13 protein-coding genes are annotated in these 16435 nt (G+C 61.4%); 7 read left to right on the plus strand and 6 right to left on the minus strand.

Features of this window, described 5'->3' with window-relative positions:
- Positions 1 to 183: 183 nt before the first annotated feature.
- From hslU to K0H48_RS03840, 5 genes are all read right to left on the minus strand, one after another.
- Positions 184 to 1521: an ATP-dependent protease ATPase subunit HslU gene (hslU, locus tag K0H48_RS03820; RefSeq protein WP_138817210.1), complete on the minus strand. Its 1338-nt coding sequence runs from the start codon at positions 1519 to 1521 to the stop codon at positions 184 to 186.
- Between the two features lie 37 nt (positions 1522 to 1558).
- A complete protein-coding gene (hslV, locus tag K0H48_RS03825) occupies positions 1559 to 2089 on the minus strand; it encodes an ATP-dependent protease subunit HslV (RefSeq protein ID WP_010563201.1) in 531 nt (176 codons plus the stop codon).
- Between the two features lie 233 nt (positions 2090 to 2322).
- Positions 2323 to 3024 (minus strand): SPOR domain-containing protein, encoded by a 702-nt coding sequence (locus tag K0H48_RS03830; protein ID WP_138817208.1) that lies wholly within the window; start codon positions 3022 to 3024, stop codon positions 2323 to 2325.
- Between the two features lies 1 nt (position 3025).
- On the minus strand, positions 3026 to 4762 hold the full coding sequence (gene argS / locus K0H48_RS03835; protein ID WP_219266453.1) for an arginine--tRNA ligase: 1737 nt from the start codon (positions 4760 to 4762) through the stop codon (positions 3026 to 3028).
- 186 nt (positions 4763 to 4948) lie between these two features.
- Positions 4949 to 7168, minus strand: a complete 2220-nt coding sequence (locus tag K0H48_RS03840; RefSeq protein WP_219266454.1) for a primosomal protein N' — start codon at positions 7166 to 7168, stop codon at positions 4949 to 4951.
- A 448-nt stretch (positions 7169 to 7616) separates the two neighbouring features.
- Here K0H48_RS03840 and rpmE point away from each other — a divergent pair, with 448 nt between their 5' ends.
- Both rpmE and K0H48_RS03850 read left to right on the plus strand, forming a co-directional pair.
- On the plus strand, positions 7617 to 7850 hold the full coding sequence (rpmE, locus tag K0H48_RS03845) for a 50S ribosomal protein L31 (RefSeq protein ID WP_005784030.1): 234 nt from the start codon (positions 7617 to 7619) through the stop codon (positions 7848 to 7850).
- Positions 7851 to 8138: 288 nt separating this feature from the next.
- Positions 8139 to 9407: a malic enzyme-like NAD(P)-binding protein gene (locus K0H48_RS03850; RefSeq protein WP_138817205.1), complete on the plus strand. Its 1269-nt coding sequence runs from the start codon at positions 8139 to 8141 to the stop codon at positions 9405 to 9407.
- Between the two features lie 211 nt (positions 9408 to 9618).
- Here the strand turns inward: K0H48_RS03850 and K0H48_RS03855 are convergent, their stop codons facing one another.
- A complete protein-coding gene (locus tag K0H48_RS03855) occupies positions 9619 to 12084 on the minus strand; it encodes a penicillin-binding protein 1A (protein WP_219266455.1) in 2466 nt (821 codons plus the stop codon).
- Positions 12085 to 12300: 216 nt separating this feature from the next.
- On the opposite strand from K0H48_RS03855, the gene pilM reads away from it, so the two are divergent.
- The 5 genes from pilM to aroK all read left to right on the plus strand — a co-directional run bounded on the left by pilM (position 12301) and on the right by aroK (position 16427).
- Positions 12301 to 12957 (plus strand): type IV pilus biogenesis protein PilM, encoded by a 657-nt coding sequence (gene pilM / locus K0H48_RS03860; protein ID WP_219266456.1) that lies wholly within the window; start codon positions 12301 to 12303, stop codon positions 12955 to 12957.
- Positions 12954 to 13505, plus strand: coding sequence for a PilN domain-containing protein (locus K0H48_RS03865; RefSeq protein ID WP_219266457.1), 552 nt, complete (start codon positions 12954 to 12956; stop codon positions 13503 to 13505). Before pilM ends, K0H48_RS03865 begins: the two co-directional genes overlap by 4 nt.
- Positions 13502 to 14506, plus strand: coding sequence for a pilus assembly protein PilP (locus K0H48_RS03870; protein ID WP_219266458.1), 1005 nt, complete (start codon positions 13502 to 13504; stop codon positions 14504 to 14506). The genes K0H48_RS03865 and K0H48_RS03870 overlap by 4 nt, the downstream gene beginning before the upstream one ends.
- Before the next feature lie 69 nt (positions 14507 to 14575).
- Entirely contained in the window at positions 14576 to 15904 is a 1329-nt protein-coding gene (locus K0H48_RS03875) for a type IV pilus secretin PilQ (RefSeq protein ID WP_219266673.1), read from the plus strand.
- 4 nt (positions 15905 to 15908) lie between these two features.
- Positions 15909 to 16427 carry a shikimate kinase AroK gene (aroK, locus tag K0H48_RS03880; RefSeq protein ID WP_017138567.1) on the plus strand — a complete coding sequence of 173 codons (519 nt, stop codon included), beginning with the start codon at positions 15909 to 15911 and terminating at the stop codon, positions 16425 to 16427.
- Positions 16428 to 16435 lie beyond the last annotated feature (8 nt).

A 16435-nucleotide genomic window follows, 5' to 3' on the forward strand; every position in this document is an offset into this window, starting at 1 on the left:
GGAGAACCGCCCAGAGATAGTCCTGAAGGAACCGGCTTAAAACTGTGGGAGCGGGCTTGTGTGGGAGCCGGGCTTGCCCGCGATGCAGACACCTCGGTGTTTCAGAAACACTGAGGTGATGCTATCGCAGGCAAGCCAGCTCCCACACAAGCCAGGCTCTACACAAGCCGTTTTCTGTGAGGCTTACAGGATATAACGAGACAGATCTTCGTTCTGCGCCAATTCGCCCAAGTGGCTATTCACGTACTCAGCATCAATCTTGATCGCTTCGCCATTCTGCAAGCCGGCCATGTCGCCCGCACTGAAGGACACTTCCTCCAGCAAGCGCTCGAGCAGGGTGTGCAGTCGACGGGCACCGATGTTCTCGGTCTTCTCGTTAACTTGCCAGGCAATCTCCGCCAGGCGCTTGATGCCGTCCGGCTGGAACTCGATGCCCAAACCTTCGGTTTTCAGCAGTTCGCGGTATTGCTCGGTGAGCGACGCATGCGGCTCGCTGAGAATGCGCTCGAAGTCGCCGGGGGTCAGCGCCTTGAGTTCCACGCGAATCGGCAGACGGCCTTGCAGCTCCGGCACCAGGTCGCTTGGCTTGCTCAGGTGGAACGCGCCGGAGGCGATAAACAGGATGTGGTCAGTCTTGACCATGCCCAGCTTGGTGTTCACGGTGCAACCTTCGATCAGCGGCAGCAGGTCGCGCTGCACGCCTTCGCGGGACACATCGACGCCGCCGGAGTTGCCGCGCTTGGCCACCTTGTCGATCTCGTCGATAAACACGATACCGTGCTGCTCGACCGCTTCCAGGGCCTTGGCCTTGAGTTCTTCCTCATTCACCAGGCGCCCGGCTTCTTCGTCACGCACCAGTTTCAGCGCGTCCTTCACCTTGAGTTTGCGGCTTTTCTTCTTGCCCTTGCCCATGTTGGCGAACAGGTTCTGCAACTGGCTGGTCATTTCTTCCATGCCAGGCGGTGCAGAGATGTCGACGCCGGACACTTCGGCCACTTCGATCTCGATTTCCTTGTCATCCAGCTGGCCTTCGCGCAGGCGCTTGCGGAACAGCTGGCGGGTGTTGGAATCCGAGCTTGGCGCGGCGTCTTCGTTGAAACCCATGCGTGCCGGTGGCAGCAGGGCATCCAGAATACGTTCTTCGGCCGCATCTTCGGCGCGGTGGCTGACCTTGGTCACTTCCTGTTCGCGGAGCATCTTCAGCGCGGCGTCGGCCAGGTCACGGATGATCGACTCGACGTCACGGCCTACGTAGCCCACTTCGGTGAACTTGGTGGCTTCGACCTTGATGAACGGGGCGTTGGCCAGCTTGGCCAGGCGCCGGGCGATTTCGGTTTTACCCACGCCTGTCGGCCCGATCATCAGGATGTTCTTGGGCGTTACTTCAACGCGCAGTTCTTCGGGCAGTTGCATCCGGCGCCAGCGGTTACGCAGCGCAATGGCAACGGCGCGCTTGGCATCGTCCTGGCCGATGATATGGCGATTAAGTTCATGGACGATTTCGCGGGGAGTCATGGACATAGTGTTTGGCGGCCTCAAGCGGGAATAAGCCTACGGCTTACTCGGCGAGGTCCTGCTCCTCAATGGTGAAGTTGTGGTTGGTGAACACGCAGATATCGCCGGCGATACCCAGGGCGGTCTCAACGATTTCGCGGGCCGACAGGTCGGTTTTCTTCAACAGGGCGCTGGCTGCCGCCTGGGCGTAACCACCGCCGGAACCCATGGCGATCAGGCCGTGCTCGGGTTCAACCACATCGCCGTTACCGGTGATGATCAAGGACGCGTCTTTGTTGGCAACGGCCAACATGGCTTCCAGGCGGCTGAGGGAGCGGTCGGTGCGCCATTCTTTGGCGAGTTCGACAGCGGCGCGAACGAGGTGGCCCTGGTGTTTTTCCAGCTGGCCTTCGAAGCGTTCGAAGAGGGTGAAGGCGTCGGCAGTGGCGCCAGCGAAACCGGCGAGCACCTGGCCGTGGTACAGGCGACGCACTTTCTTGGCGTTGCCTTTCATCACGGTGTTGCCCAGGGAAACCTGGCCGTCGCCGCCCATGACAACTTTGCCGTGGCGACGTACTGAAACGATGGTGGTCAAGGGGAGAGTCTCCACGCAGCGGGGCGAAAATGCCCTGATGGATTCTCATATGGGGGTGGCGGGGGGGATTTCAACCGTAGGACGTGTGTGCGGACGAGTGGTGTTTATACGAAATGATCGTCCCCACGCTCTGCGTGGGAACGCATCCTGTGACGCTCCGCGTCACAAAGCGGACGCAGAGCGTCCGTGGCGGCATTCCCACGCGGAGCGTGGGAACGATCATACGCAGGGGCTCAGCGACTCTGGCGTTGTTGTAACAACAAATTGCTAAAGCCTGCACCCGCCAGTTGTTTCTGCGCCACAGTCAGCTGTTCACGGTTGCTGAACGGCCCCACCAATACGCGATACCAGGTCGCATCCTTCACCGTACCAGACTCAACCGTCACCGACTGGCCCAACAGAATGATCTGCGCACGCACGCGATCCGCATCTGCCTGTTTCGGGAACGAGCCCGCTTGCAGGAAGAACTTGGTCACCGGCGCCGCCTTGGTGGCCGCTACCGGTGGCGCTGGTGGCGGGGTAATCCCGGCCAGTGCAGCCTGGGCACGTGCAGTGTCGATTTTCGCCGCTTCCGCTGGCGTCACCGGCGTGGTTGGCACTTGCGGCGTCGGCAGGGTTTTCTCCGGCACGGCATCAGGCGGCACGATCACTTCCGATTCCGGCAGCAGCGTGTAGAAGTCATATTTCGGCTTCACGGGTGCAGTCGGGCTTGGTGCTGTTTTATTGGCCTCGGCGATTTTCGTGGCTTTCTGCTGTTCTTGCTTGACCCGCTTGACGTCATCGCCCTTGCCGGGCTCCAGCTTCATCAGGATCACCACAAACGCGCCGACCGCCAGGCCGATAGCCATCCATAGCCAGCCCGGGATTGGTTTCTTCGCCGGTGCCTGATAGCGGCTGGCGCCGCGCTTGGGTGCAGGTTTTTTCTTGGCAGCCAACTTACATACGCTCCAGGGTTTCCAGGCCTAACAGTTCCAGGCCTTGCTTGAGGGTCCGTCCAGCCAGTGCGGCGAGGCGCAGGCGACTTTGCTTTTGGGCTTCATCGTCGGCAGTGAGGATCGGGCAGTTCTCGTAGAAGCTGGAGAACAGGCCGGCAACTTCGTACAAATACGTGCAGAGGATATGCGGCGTGCCTTTTTCGCCGACGCTGTTCAGCACTTCGCCGAATTGCGCCAGTTTGGCCGCCAGTTCCTGCTCGTGCGGGGCATCCAGCACGATCTGGCCTTCAACCTGGCTGAAGTCCTTGCCCAGCTTGCGGAACACACCGGCCACACGGGTGTAGGCGTACAGCAGGTACGGCGCGGTGTTGCCTTCGAAGTTGAGCATCAGTTCGAAGTTGAAGCTGTAGTCGCTGGTGCGGTGCTTGCACAGGTCGGCGTACTTCACTGCGCCAATGCCCACTACGCGGGCGATGTTGCGCAGGTCGGCCTCGGCCAGCTCCGGGTTCTTTTCCTTCACCAGGCTGTAGGCACGTTCCTGGGCTTCGTTGAGCAGGTCGATCAGCTTCACGGTGCCGCCGTCGCGGGTCTTGAACGGGCGGCCATCGGCGCCGTTCATGGTGCCAAAACCCATGTGCTCCATGTGCATCGGGTGGGTGACGAAACCTGCGCGGCGCGCCACTTCGAACACCTGCTGGAAGTGCAGGGCCTGGCGCTGGTCGACAAAGTACAGCGCGCGGTCGGCCTTGAGCACGCCGCTGCGATAACGCACGGCTGCCAGGTCGGTGGTGGCGTAGAGGTAGCCGCCATCGGCCTTGACGATGATCACCGGCAGCGGCTCGCCGTCGGCGGTCTTGAATTCTTCGAGGAACACGCACTGCGCGCCGTTGCTCTCAACCAACAGGCCTGCGGCCTTGAGGTCGTTGACCACGTTGATCAGGTCGTCGTTGTAGGCGCTTTCGCCCATCACATCGGCCATGGTCAGCTTCACGTTGAGCAGCTCGTAGATTTCCTGGCAGTGCGACAGCGAGATATCCCGGAAGCGCGACCACAGTGCCAGGCATTCCGAGTCGCCGGCTTGCAGCTTGACCACCAGGCCACGGGCGCAGTCGGCAAACTCTTCGGATTCGTCGAAGCGCTTTTTGGCGGCGCGGTAGAAGTTTTCCAGGTCGGCCAGCTCGTTGCTGGTGATTGGGTTTTCCTGCAGATAAGCCATCAGCATGCCGAACTGAGTGCCCCAGTCGCCCACGTGGTTCTGACGGATCACGGTGTCGCCGAGAAACTCCAGCACCCGAGCCACGCCATCGCCAATGATGGTCGAACGCAAGTGGCCCACGTGCATCTCTTTGGCCAGGTTGGGCGCCGACAGGTCAATCGCCACACGCTCCACGGGGCCGGCCTTGCGCACGCCGATCTTGGCGTCGGCCAGGGCCGCGTCCAGGCGCGAAGCCAGGGCCTGGGTGTTCTGGAAGAAGTTGATAAAGCCCGGGCCGGCGATTTCGGCCTTGGTCACACTCGCGTCGGCCGGCAACGCAGCGATGATTTTCTCCGCCAGGTCGCGCGGTTTCATGCCGGCAGGCTTGGACAGCATCATCGCGATGTTGCTGGCGAAGTCGCCGTGGGTCTTGTCGCGGGTGTTTTCCACCTGGATCGCCGGCGACAGGCCTTCAGGCAACACACCTTCGTTGACGAGTTGGGTGAGGGCTTGTTGGATCAGCTGGCGAATGGTGTCTTTCATGGTGTTCTCTTTCGACCGCAAGCGGCGGCGCGCGATGCGCAGGTGGAAAAACTGGGCATTATCCGTGGCGAGGGCGGGCTTGCCAACCGTTCAGACAGGTTGGTAGACCTGCGGGCCTCATCGCGGGCAAGCCCGCTCCCACATTTTAATGGGTGAATACTTCTACATGTGTGGGTTGGCTTGCTATCAATACAGGTCCACTGGATCCACATCCAACGACCATCGCACTTGGCGGCCGCTGGGCATTTGCTCCAGAGCAAGCATCCAGCTACTTAATAGCCGATGCAGCGGTGCACGCGACGTTGCCTGCAAGAGTAGCTGAGCGCGATAGCGCCCGGCGCGGCGCTCCATCGGTGCGGGCACCGGGCCGAGCAATTCGATGCCGGTCAGACCCAACTCGCCGAGCAAACGTTCGGCGGCGCTGCAGGCCTCGTCGAGAAAACTTTCGGCCTGCCCTGGCTTGTGCGCTTCGGCGCGCAACAGCGCCAGGTGGGCAAACGGCGGCAGGCCGGCAGAGCGGCGTTCGCTCAGGGCCTGTTCGGCGAAAGCGAAGTAGCCTTGTTCTGTCAGTTGAATCAGCAGCGGATGGTCGGCCAAGTGCGTCTGGATAATCACTCTGCCCGGTTCTTCGGCCCGCCCGGCACGGCCTGCCACCTGCACGATCAACTGCGCCATGCGTTCGCTGGCGCGGAAGTCGCCGGAGAACAAACCACCGTCGGCGTCCAGGATCGACACCAGCGTTACCCGAGGGAAGTGGTGCCCTTTGGCGAGCATCTGCGTGCCGATCAAGATGCACGGCTGGCCTTTCTGGATGGTCGCGAACAGCTGGTTCATCGCATCTTTGCGTGAGGTGCTGTCGCGGTCGACGCGCAGCACCGGGTAATCCGGGAACAGAATGCCCAGGCGCTCTTCGGCGCGCTCGGTGCCCGCACCCACGGGGCGCAAATCCACTTTGCCGCATTGTGGGCAATGGCGCGGCACGCGCTCCACATGGCCGCAATGGTGGCAGCGCAGCTCGCCGTGGCGCTGGTGTACGGTCATGCGCGCATCGCAGCGGTTGCACTCGGACATCCAGCCGCAGTCATGGCATAGCAGTGTCGGCGCAAAGCCTCGGCGGTTAAGAAACACCAGCACTTGCTGGCCGGCGGCGAGGGTCTGGCCGATGGCTTGCTGCATCGGCCCGGAAATGCCGCTGTCCAGCGGGCGACTTTTTACATCCAGGCGCAGGAAGCGTGGTTGCTTGGCGCCGCCTGCGCGCTGGTTGAGGCGCAGCAGGCCATAACGGCCGGTGTAGGCGTTGTGCAAACTTTCCAGCGAAGGCGTGGCCGAACCCAGCACAATCGGGATGTCTTCCTGGCGCGCGCGCACCAGCGCCAAGTCGCGGGCGTGATAGCGCAGGCCTTCCTGCTGTTTATAAGAGCCGTCGTGCTCTTCGTCGATGATGATCAGCCCGGGGTTTTTCATCGGCGTGAACAGTGCCGAGCGAGTGCCGATGATAATGTCGGCATCGCCGTCCCGAGCTGCCAGCCACGATTCCAGGCGCTCGCGGTCATTGACCGCCGAATGCACCAGCGCAATGCGCGCGTTAAAGCGCTGCTCGAAACGCGCCAGGGTTTGCGGGCCCAGGTTGATCTCCGGGATCAGCACCAGCGCCTGTTTGCCGGCCTGCAGGGTTTCGCGGATGAGCTGCAAATAAACTTCGGTCTTGCCGCTGCCGGTGACACCCGCCAACAGGAAGGCGTGGAAACTGTCGAAACCTGCGCGAATGGCTTCATAGGCGGCGCGTTGCTCGGGGTTCAGCGGTAGTTCCGGCTGGGCCAGCCAATGGTCGTGGCGCGGGTCTGGCGTGTGTTTGCGGATTTCTACCTGCACCAAGCCCTTGGCCAGTAGCAGATCGAGGCTGTCTTTGCTTAGCATCAACTTGCTTAACAGCTGGTGGGCCACGCCGTGGGGGTGTTGGGCCAGGGTTGCGAGGGCTTCACGCTGGCGCGGGGCGCGGGTGATGCGCGGGTCATCCAGGCGCGCGCCAGGCACCGTTGACCAAAAGCGTTCCTGACGGGCCTCGGCCAGCTCGCCCTGGCGCAGCAGCACCGGCAGCGCCCAGCTCAAGGTATCGCCGAGGCTGTGCTGGTAATACTGGGCGGTCCACAGGCACAGCTTGAACAGCGCGGGCGGCAGTGGCGGCGTGGCGTCGAGGATGGCCAGGGCCGGCTTGAGCTTTTCGGCGGGGACTTCACTGTGGTTGGCCACCTCGATCAGGATGCCGATCATCTCGCGACGGCCAAACGGCACGCGCACACGCATGCCCGGCTGCAACTGCGCCCGCAACACACCGGCCGGGGCCCGGTAGTCGAACAGGCGGCGCAGGGGCGAGGGCAGGGCAAGGCGCAAAATGGCGTCGGGCACGCGGGGGGTCTCATATAAAGGCAGGCGGTGGCGCAGGGGCGGGAGCCTAGCAGACCTGCGGTGGAGGTGTCCCGCGTTGTTCGGAATACGCCAGCTCAACTGTGGGAGCCGGGCTTGTAGTGGCGAGCAGGCTTGCCCTGCGCTGGGGCGCGCAGCGGCCCTGACGACCTATGCGCGAGGTTTGGCTGAAAGCGGCATTAGCCTTAGCCTTAGTTGGGGCTGCTTCGCAGCCCAGCGCAGGGCAAGCCTGCTCGCCACAATAGAAATCCGGCCTGGCAGGTGAACGCTGGTGTATTGGGTTTTTTCTGATGAAAGGGGCTTTTATGTGGGTAAACCACGGGAGGCGCCGCTTGCGCGTTTAAAAAGGTCTGGTAGAATCCGCGGCCTAATTACGTGCGGTATTCGACAATAGTGTCGAGTGGCGGCACGCTAGCCCGAGGAAGTCACCATGAAAGCCGATATCCATCCAGCGTACGAAACCATCGAAGTAACCTGCAGCTGCGGCAACAAGTTCGAAACGCGTTCGAACCTGTGCAAGCCACTGGGTACTGACGTATGCAACGAGTGCCACCCGTTCTACACCGGTAAGCAGAAAACTCTGGACACCGGCGGCCGTGTACAGCGCTTCGCAGATCGCTTTGGTGCTTTCGGCAAGAAGCCTGCTGCTACTCCAGCAGAGTAAGGCTCAAAAGCCTTTCAGGCTTTTGCCAGCTGTTGAAAAAGGCGCCCCTTGTGGGCGCCTTTTTTGTACCTGCGATTTCACCGCGCTGCACTCAAAGCAATTTTTAATAAAAAATTGTAGACATTTTTTATCCCGATTGTGAACAGTTAAGCCCTTGTATCCCGTGGCTCTTGGCCGAAAGTCGTAGTGCGCGGCCCTTGACGGGAGTGACTGGTCAGTCTTGTGGGGACTTTCTCACACGCGTATCCTCGGCGGTCCGTCGACCAACAGTAAAAGCGGAATGCCGATATGTCTGATTTGAAAACTGCCGCTCTCGAATATCATGCCCATCCTCGTCCAGGAAAGCTGAGTGTAGAGCTCACCAAAGCCACTGCCACCGCTCGCGACCTGTCGCTGGCCTACAGCCCTGGCGTTGCCGAGCCCGTACGTGAAATCGCCCGCGACCCTGAACTGGCGTACAAGTACACCGGCAAAGGCAACCTGGTTGCAGTGATTTCCGATGGCACCGCGATTCTCGGCCTGGGCAACCTCGGTCCGTTGGCTTCCAAGCCAGTCATGGAAGGTAAAGGCGTGCTGTTCAAGCGCTTTGCCGGCATTGACGTTTTCGACATCGAAGTCGACTCCGAAAGCCCGCAAGCTTTCATCGACACCGTAAAGCGCATTTCCATCACCTTCGGTGGCATCAACCTGGAAGACATCAAGGCACCTGAGTGCTTCGAGATCGAAAAGGCCCTGATCGAACAGTGCGACATCCCGGTATTCCACGATGACCAGCACGGCACCGCAATCGTTACTGCGGCCGGCATGATCAACGCCCTGGAAATCGCTGGCAAAACCCTGGCTGACGCACAGATCGTCTGCCTGGGCGCTGGTGCTGCGGCCATCTCCTGCATGAAGTTGCTGGTGAGCATGGGCGCCCGGCTTGAAAACATCTTCATGGTCGACAGCAAGGGCGTTGTGCAGTCCGAGCGTACCGACCTGAACCAGTACAAGGCGATGTTTGCCCACGCTACCGACAAGCGCACCCTGGCTGACGCCCTCGACGGTGCCGACGTGTTCGTCGGCCTGTCCGGCCCGAACCTGCTGAGCGCCGAAGGCCTCAAGTCCATGGCGGCCAACCCGATCGTGTTCGCCTGCTCCAACCCGGACCCAGAGATCTCGCCTGAGCTGGCCCACGCCACTCGCAGCGACGTGATCATGGCCACCGGCCGTTCGGACTACCCGAACCAGGTCAACAACGTGTTGGGCTTCCCGTTCATCTTCCGTGGTGCCCTGGACGTTCGCGCCAAGCGCATCAACGAAGAAATGAAAGTGGCTGCCGCCAACGCCCTGCGCGAACTGGCCAAGCTGCCGGTACCTCAGGACGTCTGCGATGCCTACGGTGGTGCCCCGCTGGCATTCGGTCGTGAGTACATCATTCCGAAACCAATGGATAAGCGCCTGATTACCCTGATCTCCGATGCCGTGGCCAAAGCCGCGATCGAGACCGGTGTGGCTACCCTGCCGTATCCGAAGCACTACCCGCTGCAAAGCGTGGATGATGTGTTCAACGGCTAAGCCGTTATAGCGCACCAACAAAAAGCCCCGGCTCTTGCGAGTCGGGGCTTTTTTGTAGCTGGCTGATGCGGTCTTCAGGCAGCAGGTGAATCCTGTGGGAGCCGGGCTTGCCCGCGATGGCGGTGTATCAGGGGGTGAATAGGGGGCTGATACACCGTCATCGCAGGCAAGCCAGCTCCCACAGTGGAGCTGTGCCAGGCCATTGATTTCATCAGAACAAATCGATCGGCGCCGCCTCATCCGCCGGCAGCGGGCTGCCCGGTGCAACGCCGTTGCCCAGCTCGTTGACCGACGGCGGCGTGTCTTCGCTCTTGAACAGCTCGAAGTACGCATTCGGCGTGCTTGGCGATGCTGCACGGCCGCTCACCGGGTCGATCCGCAGGCTGAGGATGCCTTCCGGCTCAGCCTGGGTGTGCAGCGGCTTGTCTTTCAAGGCTGCGCCCATGTAGCTCATCCAGATCGGCAGTGCGACGGTGCCGCCAAACTCGCGACGGCCCAGGCTTTCCGGTTGGTCGTAGCCGGTCCATACGGTGGTCACGTAGTCGGCGTTGTAGCCGGAGAACCAGGCGTCCTTGGATTCGTTGGTGGTACCGGTCTTGCCAGCGATATCCGCGCGGCCCAAGGCCAGTGCGCGACGCCCGGTGCCTTTCTTGATCACGTCTTCCAGGATGCTGTTGAGGATGTAGGTGGTACGGCCATCCACCACACGCTCGGCCACTGCTGGCGCTTGTGGCTCGGTGGGCACGGCAGCATTGGCGGCCGGTGCTGCGCCTGGCGTCGGCTCAATGGTGATGCCGCCGTTGGTCGGCGCTGCGATGCCATCGGGTGCAGCCACGCCATTAACCACGTCACCCGGCACGCGTGGCGGGTTGGCGGTGAACAGCGTGTCGCCATTGCGGCTTTCGATTTTGTCGATCAAGTACGGCGTGATCTTGTAACCGCCGTTGGCAAAGGTGCTCCAGCCGGTGGCGATTTCCATCGGCGTGAGGGTCGCGGTGCCCAGCGCCAGTGACAGGTTCGGTGGCAGATCCGACTTGGCGAAACCGAAGCGCGTCATGTAGTCGATGGTCTTGCCCACGCCCATCGCCTGCAGCAGGCGGATCGATACCAGGTTACGCGACTTGTACAGCGCCTCGCGGATGCGGATCGGGCCGAGGAAGGTGTTGGTGTCGTTCTTCGGGCGCCAGACCTTGTCCAGGTACTCATCGACAAACACGATCGGTGCGTCGTTGACCAGGCTGGCGGCGGTGTAGCCGTTGTCCAGTGCAGCACTGTAGACGAACGGTTTGAAGCTTGAGCCCGGCTGGCGCTTGGCCTGGGTGGCGCGGTTGTAGTTGCTCTGTTCGAAGGCAAAGCCGCCGACCAGGGCGCGGATCGCACCGTTCTGCGGGTCCAGGGACACCAGAGCGCCCTGGGCCACGGGCACCTGGCTGAATTTCAGGCTGTCGTCTTTCTGGCGTTGCACGCGGATCAAGTCACCCACCTGCGCCACGTCCGACGGCTGCTTGGGCATCGGGCCCATGCTGTTGGTGTTCAGGAACGGGCGTGCCCACTTCATGCTGTCCCACGACACATGGCCTTCGCCGCTGCGGGTGAGCACTTGCACGCCATCCTTCTTCACCTGGGTGACGATGGCAGGCTCCAGGCCGCTGATCGGGCGCTGTTTACCCAGCTCGGTGGTCCAGGCGCTCAGGGTTTTGCCTGGCAGGCGCGATTCGGGGCCACGGTAGCCATGGCGCTGGTCGTAGGTCACCAAGCCGTCGCGTACCGAGTTGTTGGCAATTTCCTGCAGGTTGCTCGGAATGGTGGTGGTTACGCGGAAGCCTTCGGTGTAGGCCTCGCTGCCATAACGCCCGACCATCTCGGCACGCGCCATTTCAGCGATATACGGGGCATTCACTTCCGGCGTCGGCACGTGGTAGCTGGCGTTCAGCGGCTCGGCCACGGCGCTCTCATAGGCGGCCTGGTCGATTTTGCCCAACTTGTACATGCGCCCCAGGATCCAGTCGCGACGCTCCTTGCTGCGCGCCGGGTTGGCCAGCGGGTTGAAACGCGACGGCGCCTTGGGCAGGCCCGCGATCATTGCCATCTGCGCCAGGCTGGCGTCACGAATCGACTTGCCGTAGTACACCTGCGAAGCGGCCTCGATCCCGTAGGCGCGGTTGCCCAGGTAGATCTTGTTCACGTACAGCTCAAGGATTTCATCCTTGGTCAACTGACGTTCGATCTGCAACGCCAACAGAATCTCGGTGGCCTTGCGCGAAAAACTGCGTTCGCTGGTGAGGAAGAAGTTCTTCGCCACCTGCATGGTGATGGTGCTGCCACCGGATTGAATGTGTCCGCTTTTTACCAACTGGGTGGCTGCGCGCACAAGGCTGCTCGGGTCGACGCCGTAGTGGTTGGCGAAATTATCGTCTTCAGCCGAGAGCAGGGCGTTGATGAAATTGGGTGGAATGTCGGCGAAACGGATCGGTGTGCGGCGCATTTCGCCGAACTCCGCGATCAGTTTTTCATCGCTGCTGTAGACCCGCAAAGGAATCTGCAACTGGATACTTCTGAGTGCCTCTACTGAGGGCAAACCCGGACTAAGGTAGAGGTAGGCCCCGCTGAGTACGAGCAGCAGCCCGCAGACGATCGCGACAATGGAGTACCCGAAAAACTTCAGCAGACGAATCAAGGCTTTTGGATTTCCAGAGAAAAGAATGAGTTACGCGTCGGGGCATGCATGGCAAACGATGGATCGACCCGAGCAGCAGGAAAAAGCGGGAAAAAACGCTGGGCATTAAAGCATTTTCGGCCTGGGGCGTCATTCGTGGCGGCCAAACAAGTCGACCGAATGCACGATTCCCAGCCGCAATCAGGCGGTATGACAGGCAAAGTTTTAGGGAGTTTTATGAGAAAGGGATTTTTCAGGCGTAAAGCCGACACCCTGCTGGGCGTCGACATCAATGACACCGGTATCAAGCTTATTGAATTGGACCACAGCGCCGGCGCCTTCAGCGTCAAGACATACGTCACGCAGGGGCTGCCCGCCAATGCGGTCGTCGATGGCACGCTGTTGGACCTTGAACGGGTAGGGCAGGCGCTGCAACAGGCACTGTCTCGGTTGCACACGTCCGCCCGGCAGGCCGCGGTGGCGGTGTCGGGGCCGTCGGTCATCACACGGGTTATCGACCTGGAGGCGGGGCTCAGCGACGAAGAGATGGCCTGGATGATTCAGATGGAAGCCGACCAGTACATTCCTTACCCACTGGATGACGTCGCCATCGACTTTCAGGTGCGCGGCCCTTCGCCTCAAGACTCGGCGCGGGTCGAAGTGGTGCTGGCTGCATGCCTGAAGGAACAGGTCGAGGCCCGCGCAGCGGTTTTGGCCCAGGCCGGGCTGGTCGCGCGGGTGGTGGACGTCGAAGGGTTTGCATTGGAGCGCGCTTGCCGTCAGGATTTCGCCAGCTTCATGCCGGGCCATCGAGTCGATGGCGCACAATGGGCCGTGGATGCTCACGGGATGGGAATTGCTTGTGGGCTGGCCCTGAGGAGTTTCGCTGGATGACACGAATCAATCTTTTGCCTTGGCGCCAGGCTCAGGCAGAGCGGCGGCGTAAGTACTTCCTGGTGTTTCTGCTGGCGTTCGCCGCAGTCGCACTCGCAGCGGTGTGGCTGGCGGATCAGGTCATCGATCAGGCGATCGACCGGCAAGTGACGCGCAATAGCCACCTGAACAAAGACGTTGCCATTCAGGACTCGCGGCTCAAGACCATCGATGACTTGCAGGAGCAGAGCCAGCAGTTGGCCGCGCGTATGAAGGTCGTGCAGGACCTGCACGAATCCCGCTCGGCCAGCGCACAGCTATTGGACCAACTCGCCCGTGCCGTGCCCGATGGCGTGCACCTGCATGAGGTGGTTGCCAAGGGCAATACGGTGAGTGTCAGCGGCAGTGCCGAATCCAGCCAGGATATCGCCCAACTGATGCGCCGCCTGGAGGCTTCTGAAGGCGCGCATGCCGCTCGATTGCAGCATGTACGTGCGCAGGGCCAAGGTGGCGGCAGCGAATTCCAATTGATGGTGCGCCAAGGGGAATCCACCGAGGCCCAGCCTTGAGCCTGCCCAGGCTCGACTTTTCCACGCTCACTCACAACGCTGCTAAATGGCCCTTGCCGGGCAAGGCTCTGCTCGGCTGCGCGCTGGCGGGGCTGGTGTGGGTGGTGGGCGATGGATGGCTGCTGGCCCCGGCACGTGAGCGGCTGAACGCGCTGCAAGTGCAGACGCTGGCTTTGCAGGAGCAACTTACGCAAAGGGCCGGTGTGGCCGCCGATCTTGAGGCGCGTGCCCATCAGGCCCGGCTGATGCAGGGGCAGGTTGCCGGGCTTTTACGGCAGCTGCCGAGCGAGTCGGACATGCCGGGCTTGCTCGACGACATGGCGCGGTTGGCGGCGGCCAACGGCTTGGTGGTCGAAGGTGTCACGGTGTTGAGCGAACAACCGCAGCCGTTCTACATCGAGGAGCCGGTACAGGTCGGTGTGTTTGGCGCCTACCACGACCTGGCGAGCTTCGTGAGTGCCTTGGGCGGTTTGCCGCGGATCGTCACTGTGCAGGATGTGGTGCTTCGGTCTGATGGGGCGTTATTGCGCCTTGATTTGCTGGCCAAGTCTTATCGTGGCCTGGGCGCATCTGGCCAACCTGAGGCGGTAGCCGAGCAGGGCGCACGTTTTGTCTACGACGCGGCAGCCCTGCGTGATCCGTTCCAGCCGCCCGCCGCGCAGATCGATCACCGGCCTGGCCGGCCCGCGCTTGCGCCGGACCTGGCACGCAAGCGGAGTCTGTTGGAAAGCCTGGCTGTCGACCAGTTTGAAATGGTGGGCACACTTTCAATCAATACATTGCCCGGTAGCCCGCAGACCTTCGCCCTGCTGCGCGCACCTTCTGGTGTGTACCGGCTGGCGGTCGGCGATTACCTGGGGCCCAACCATGGCCGGGTCACGGCCATTTTTCCCAGCCACATCGAACTGGCCGAGCTATTCCCGGATGAACAAGGCGTCCCGGATGAACAAGGCGCATGGCTCGCGCGTTCTCGAACCCTGGTGTTAAACGTCAACTCATAACGGAATCAAATAATGAAAAGGACTTTCTCGTCCTTCGGTGTGGCGCTATGGATAGCGTTCACGGCACCGATGGCATTTGCTGTGCCCAATCGCATCGATCTGATCCAACTGCCGCCTCCCGGCAGCATGGTTGCAAGTGGCGCCTACAAAGGCGACAAGCTCACCCTCAACTTCCAGAACATCGATTTGCGCGCCGTGTTGCAGCAAATTGCGGATGTGGCCGGGCTTAATCTGGTGGCCGGTGACGAAGTGCAAGGCTCGATCACGTTGCGGCTCAAGGACGTGCCCTGGGACCAGGCACTGGATCTGGTGCTGCAAACCAAGGGCTTGGATAAGCGCGTGAAGGCCGGCGTTTTGCTGGTGGCACCCGCCGAAGAGCTGGCCGCCCGCGAACTGCTGGCGCTGGAGTCGCTCAAGCAAATGGAGGAATTGGCGCCCTTGCGTCGCGAGTTGCTGCAGGTCAATTACGCCAAGGCGGCGGACCTGGCCAAGCTGTTTCAGTCAGTGACCGGGGTTGACGGCTTTACCGATGAGCGCGGCTCGGTGGCGGTGGATGATCGCACCAATAACATCATCGCCTACCAGACCCGCGAGCGAATTGACGAACTGCGGCGGATCGTGGCGCAGCTGGATGTGCCGGTACGCCAAGTCATGATCGAAGCACGGATTGTCGAAGCCAATGTCGATTACGACAAAAGCCTGGGCGTGCGCTGGGGTGGGCGGCTCAATCGCGGCAACTGGGGCGCGGGCGGTATCAGCAAACCGTTGGCCGAAGGTGCGGAGCCACCGGCGAATCCGCCCAGCTCACCGTTTGTCGACATGGGCTCGCTGACCGGTACGGCTGGCCTGGGCATCGCTTTTATTACCGACAACCTGTTACTGGACCTGGAACTGACGGCCATGGAAAAAACCGGCAATGGCGAGATCGTCTCACAGCCCAAGGTGGTCACTTCCGACAAGGAAACCGCGCGCATCCTCAAGGGTACCGAGATTCCTTACCAGGAATCCAGCTCGCGCGGCGCCACCTCGGTGTCGTTCAAGGAGGCCTCGCTGTCGCTGGAGGTGACCCCGCAAATCACCCCGGATGGCTGGGTGATCATGGAGGTCAAGGTCACCAAGGACGAGCCGGACTACCTGAACAAGCTCAACGACGTACCGCCGATCAAGAAAAACGAGGTCAACGCCAAGGTGCGGGTCAAGGATGGCGAGACCATCGTCATTGGCGGGGTTTTCTCCAATACCCAGAGCAAAGTGGTAGATAAAGTGCCATTTTTGGGCGATGTGCCGTATCTTGGCCGCCTTTTCCGGCGCGATGTGCTGGCGGAAAGAAAATCCGAGCTGCTGGTATTCCTGACTCCGCGTATTATGAATAACCAGGCGATTGCTGTGAGTCGTTGATTCTGTGCGAAATTTGATTCTTGTAGGACCGATGGGGGCTGGAAAAAGCACCATCGGCCGTTTGCTGGCCAAAGAGCTGCGCCTGCCGTTCAAAGATTCCGACAAGGAAATTGAATTGCGCACGGGTGCCAATATCCCATGGATCTTCGATAAGGAAGGCGAACTGGGCTTTCGCGACCGCGAGCAGGCGATGATTGCCGAGCTGTGCGGCTGCGATGGCGTGGTATTGGCCACCGGCGGCGGTGCAGTGATGCGCGATGAGAACCGCCGTGCGCTGCATGCCGGGGGGCGCGTGGTGTATCTGCATGCATCGGTCGAGCAGCAGGTGGGCCGTACCGCTCGCGATCGCAACCGCCCATTGCTGCGCACAGCTGACCCGGCAAAAACCTTGCGGGACCTGCTGACGCTGCGCGATCCGCTGTATCGGGAAATCGCCGATCTGGTGGTCGAAACCGATGAGCGGCCGCCTCGAATGGTGGTTCTCGACATTCTTGAGCGTTTGCAGCAGTTGCCACCCCGTTAAAGCCAGGC

This window comes from Pseudomonas sp. Xaverov 259, assembly GCF_019352915.1.
Taxonomy (GTDB): Bacteria; Pseudomonadota; Gammaproteobacteria; order Pseudomonadales; family Pseudomonadaceae; genus Aquipseudomonas.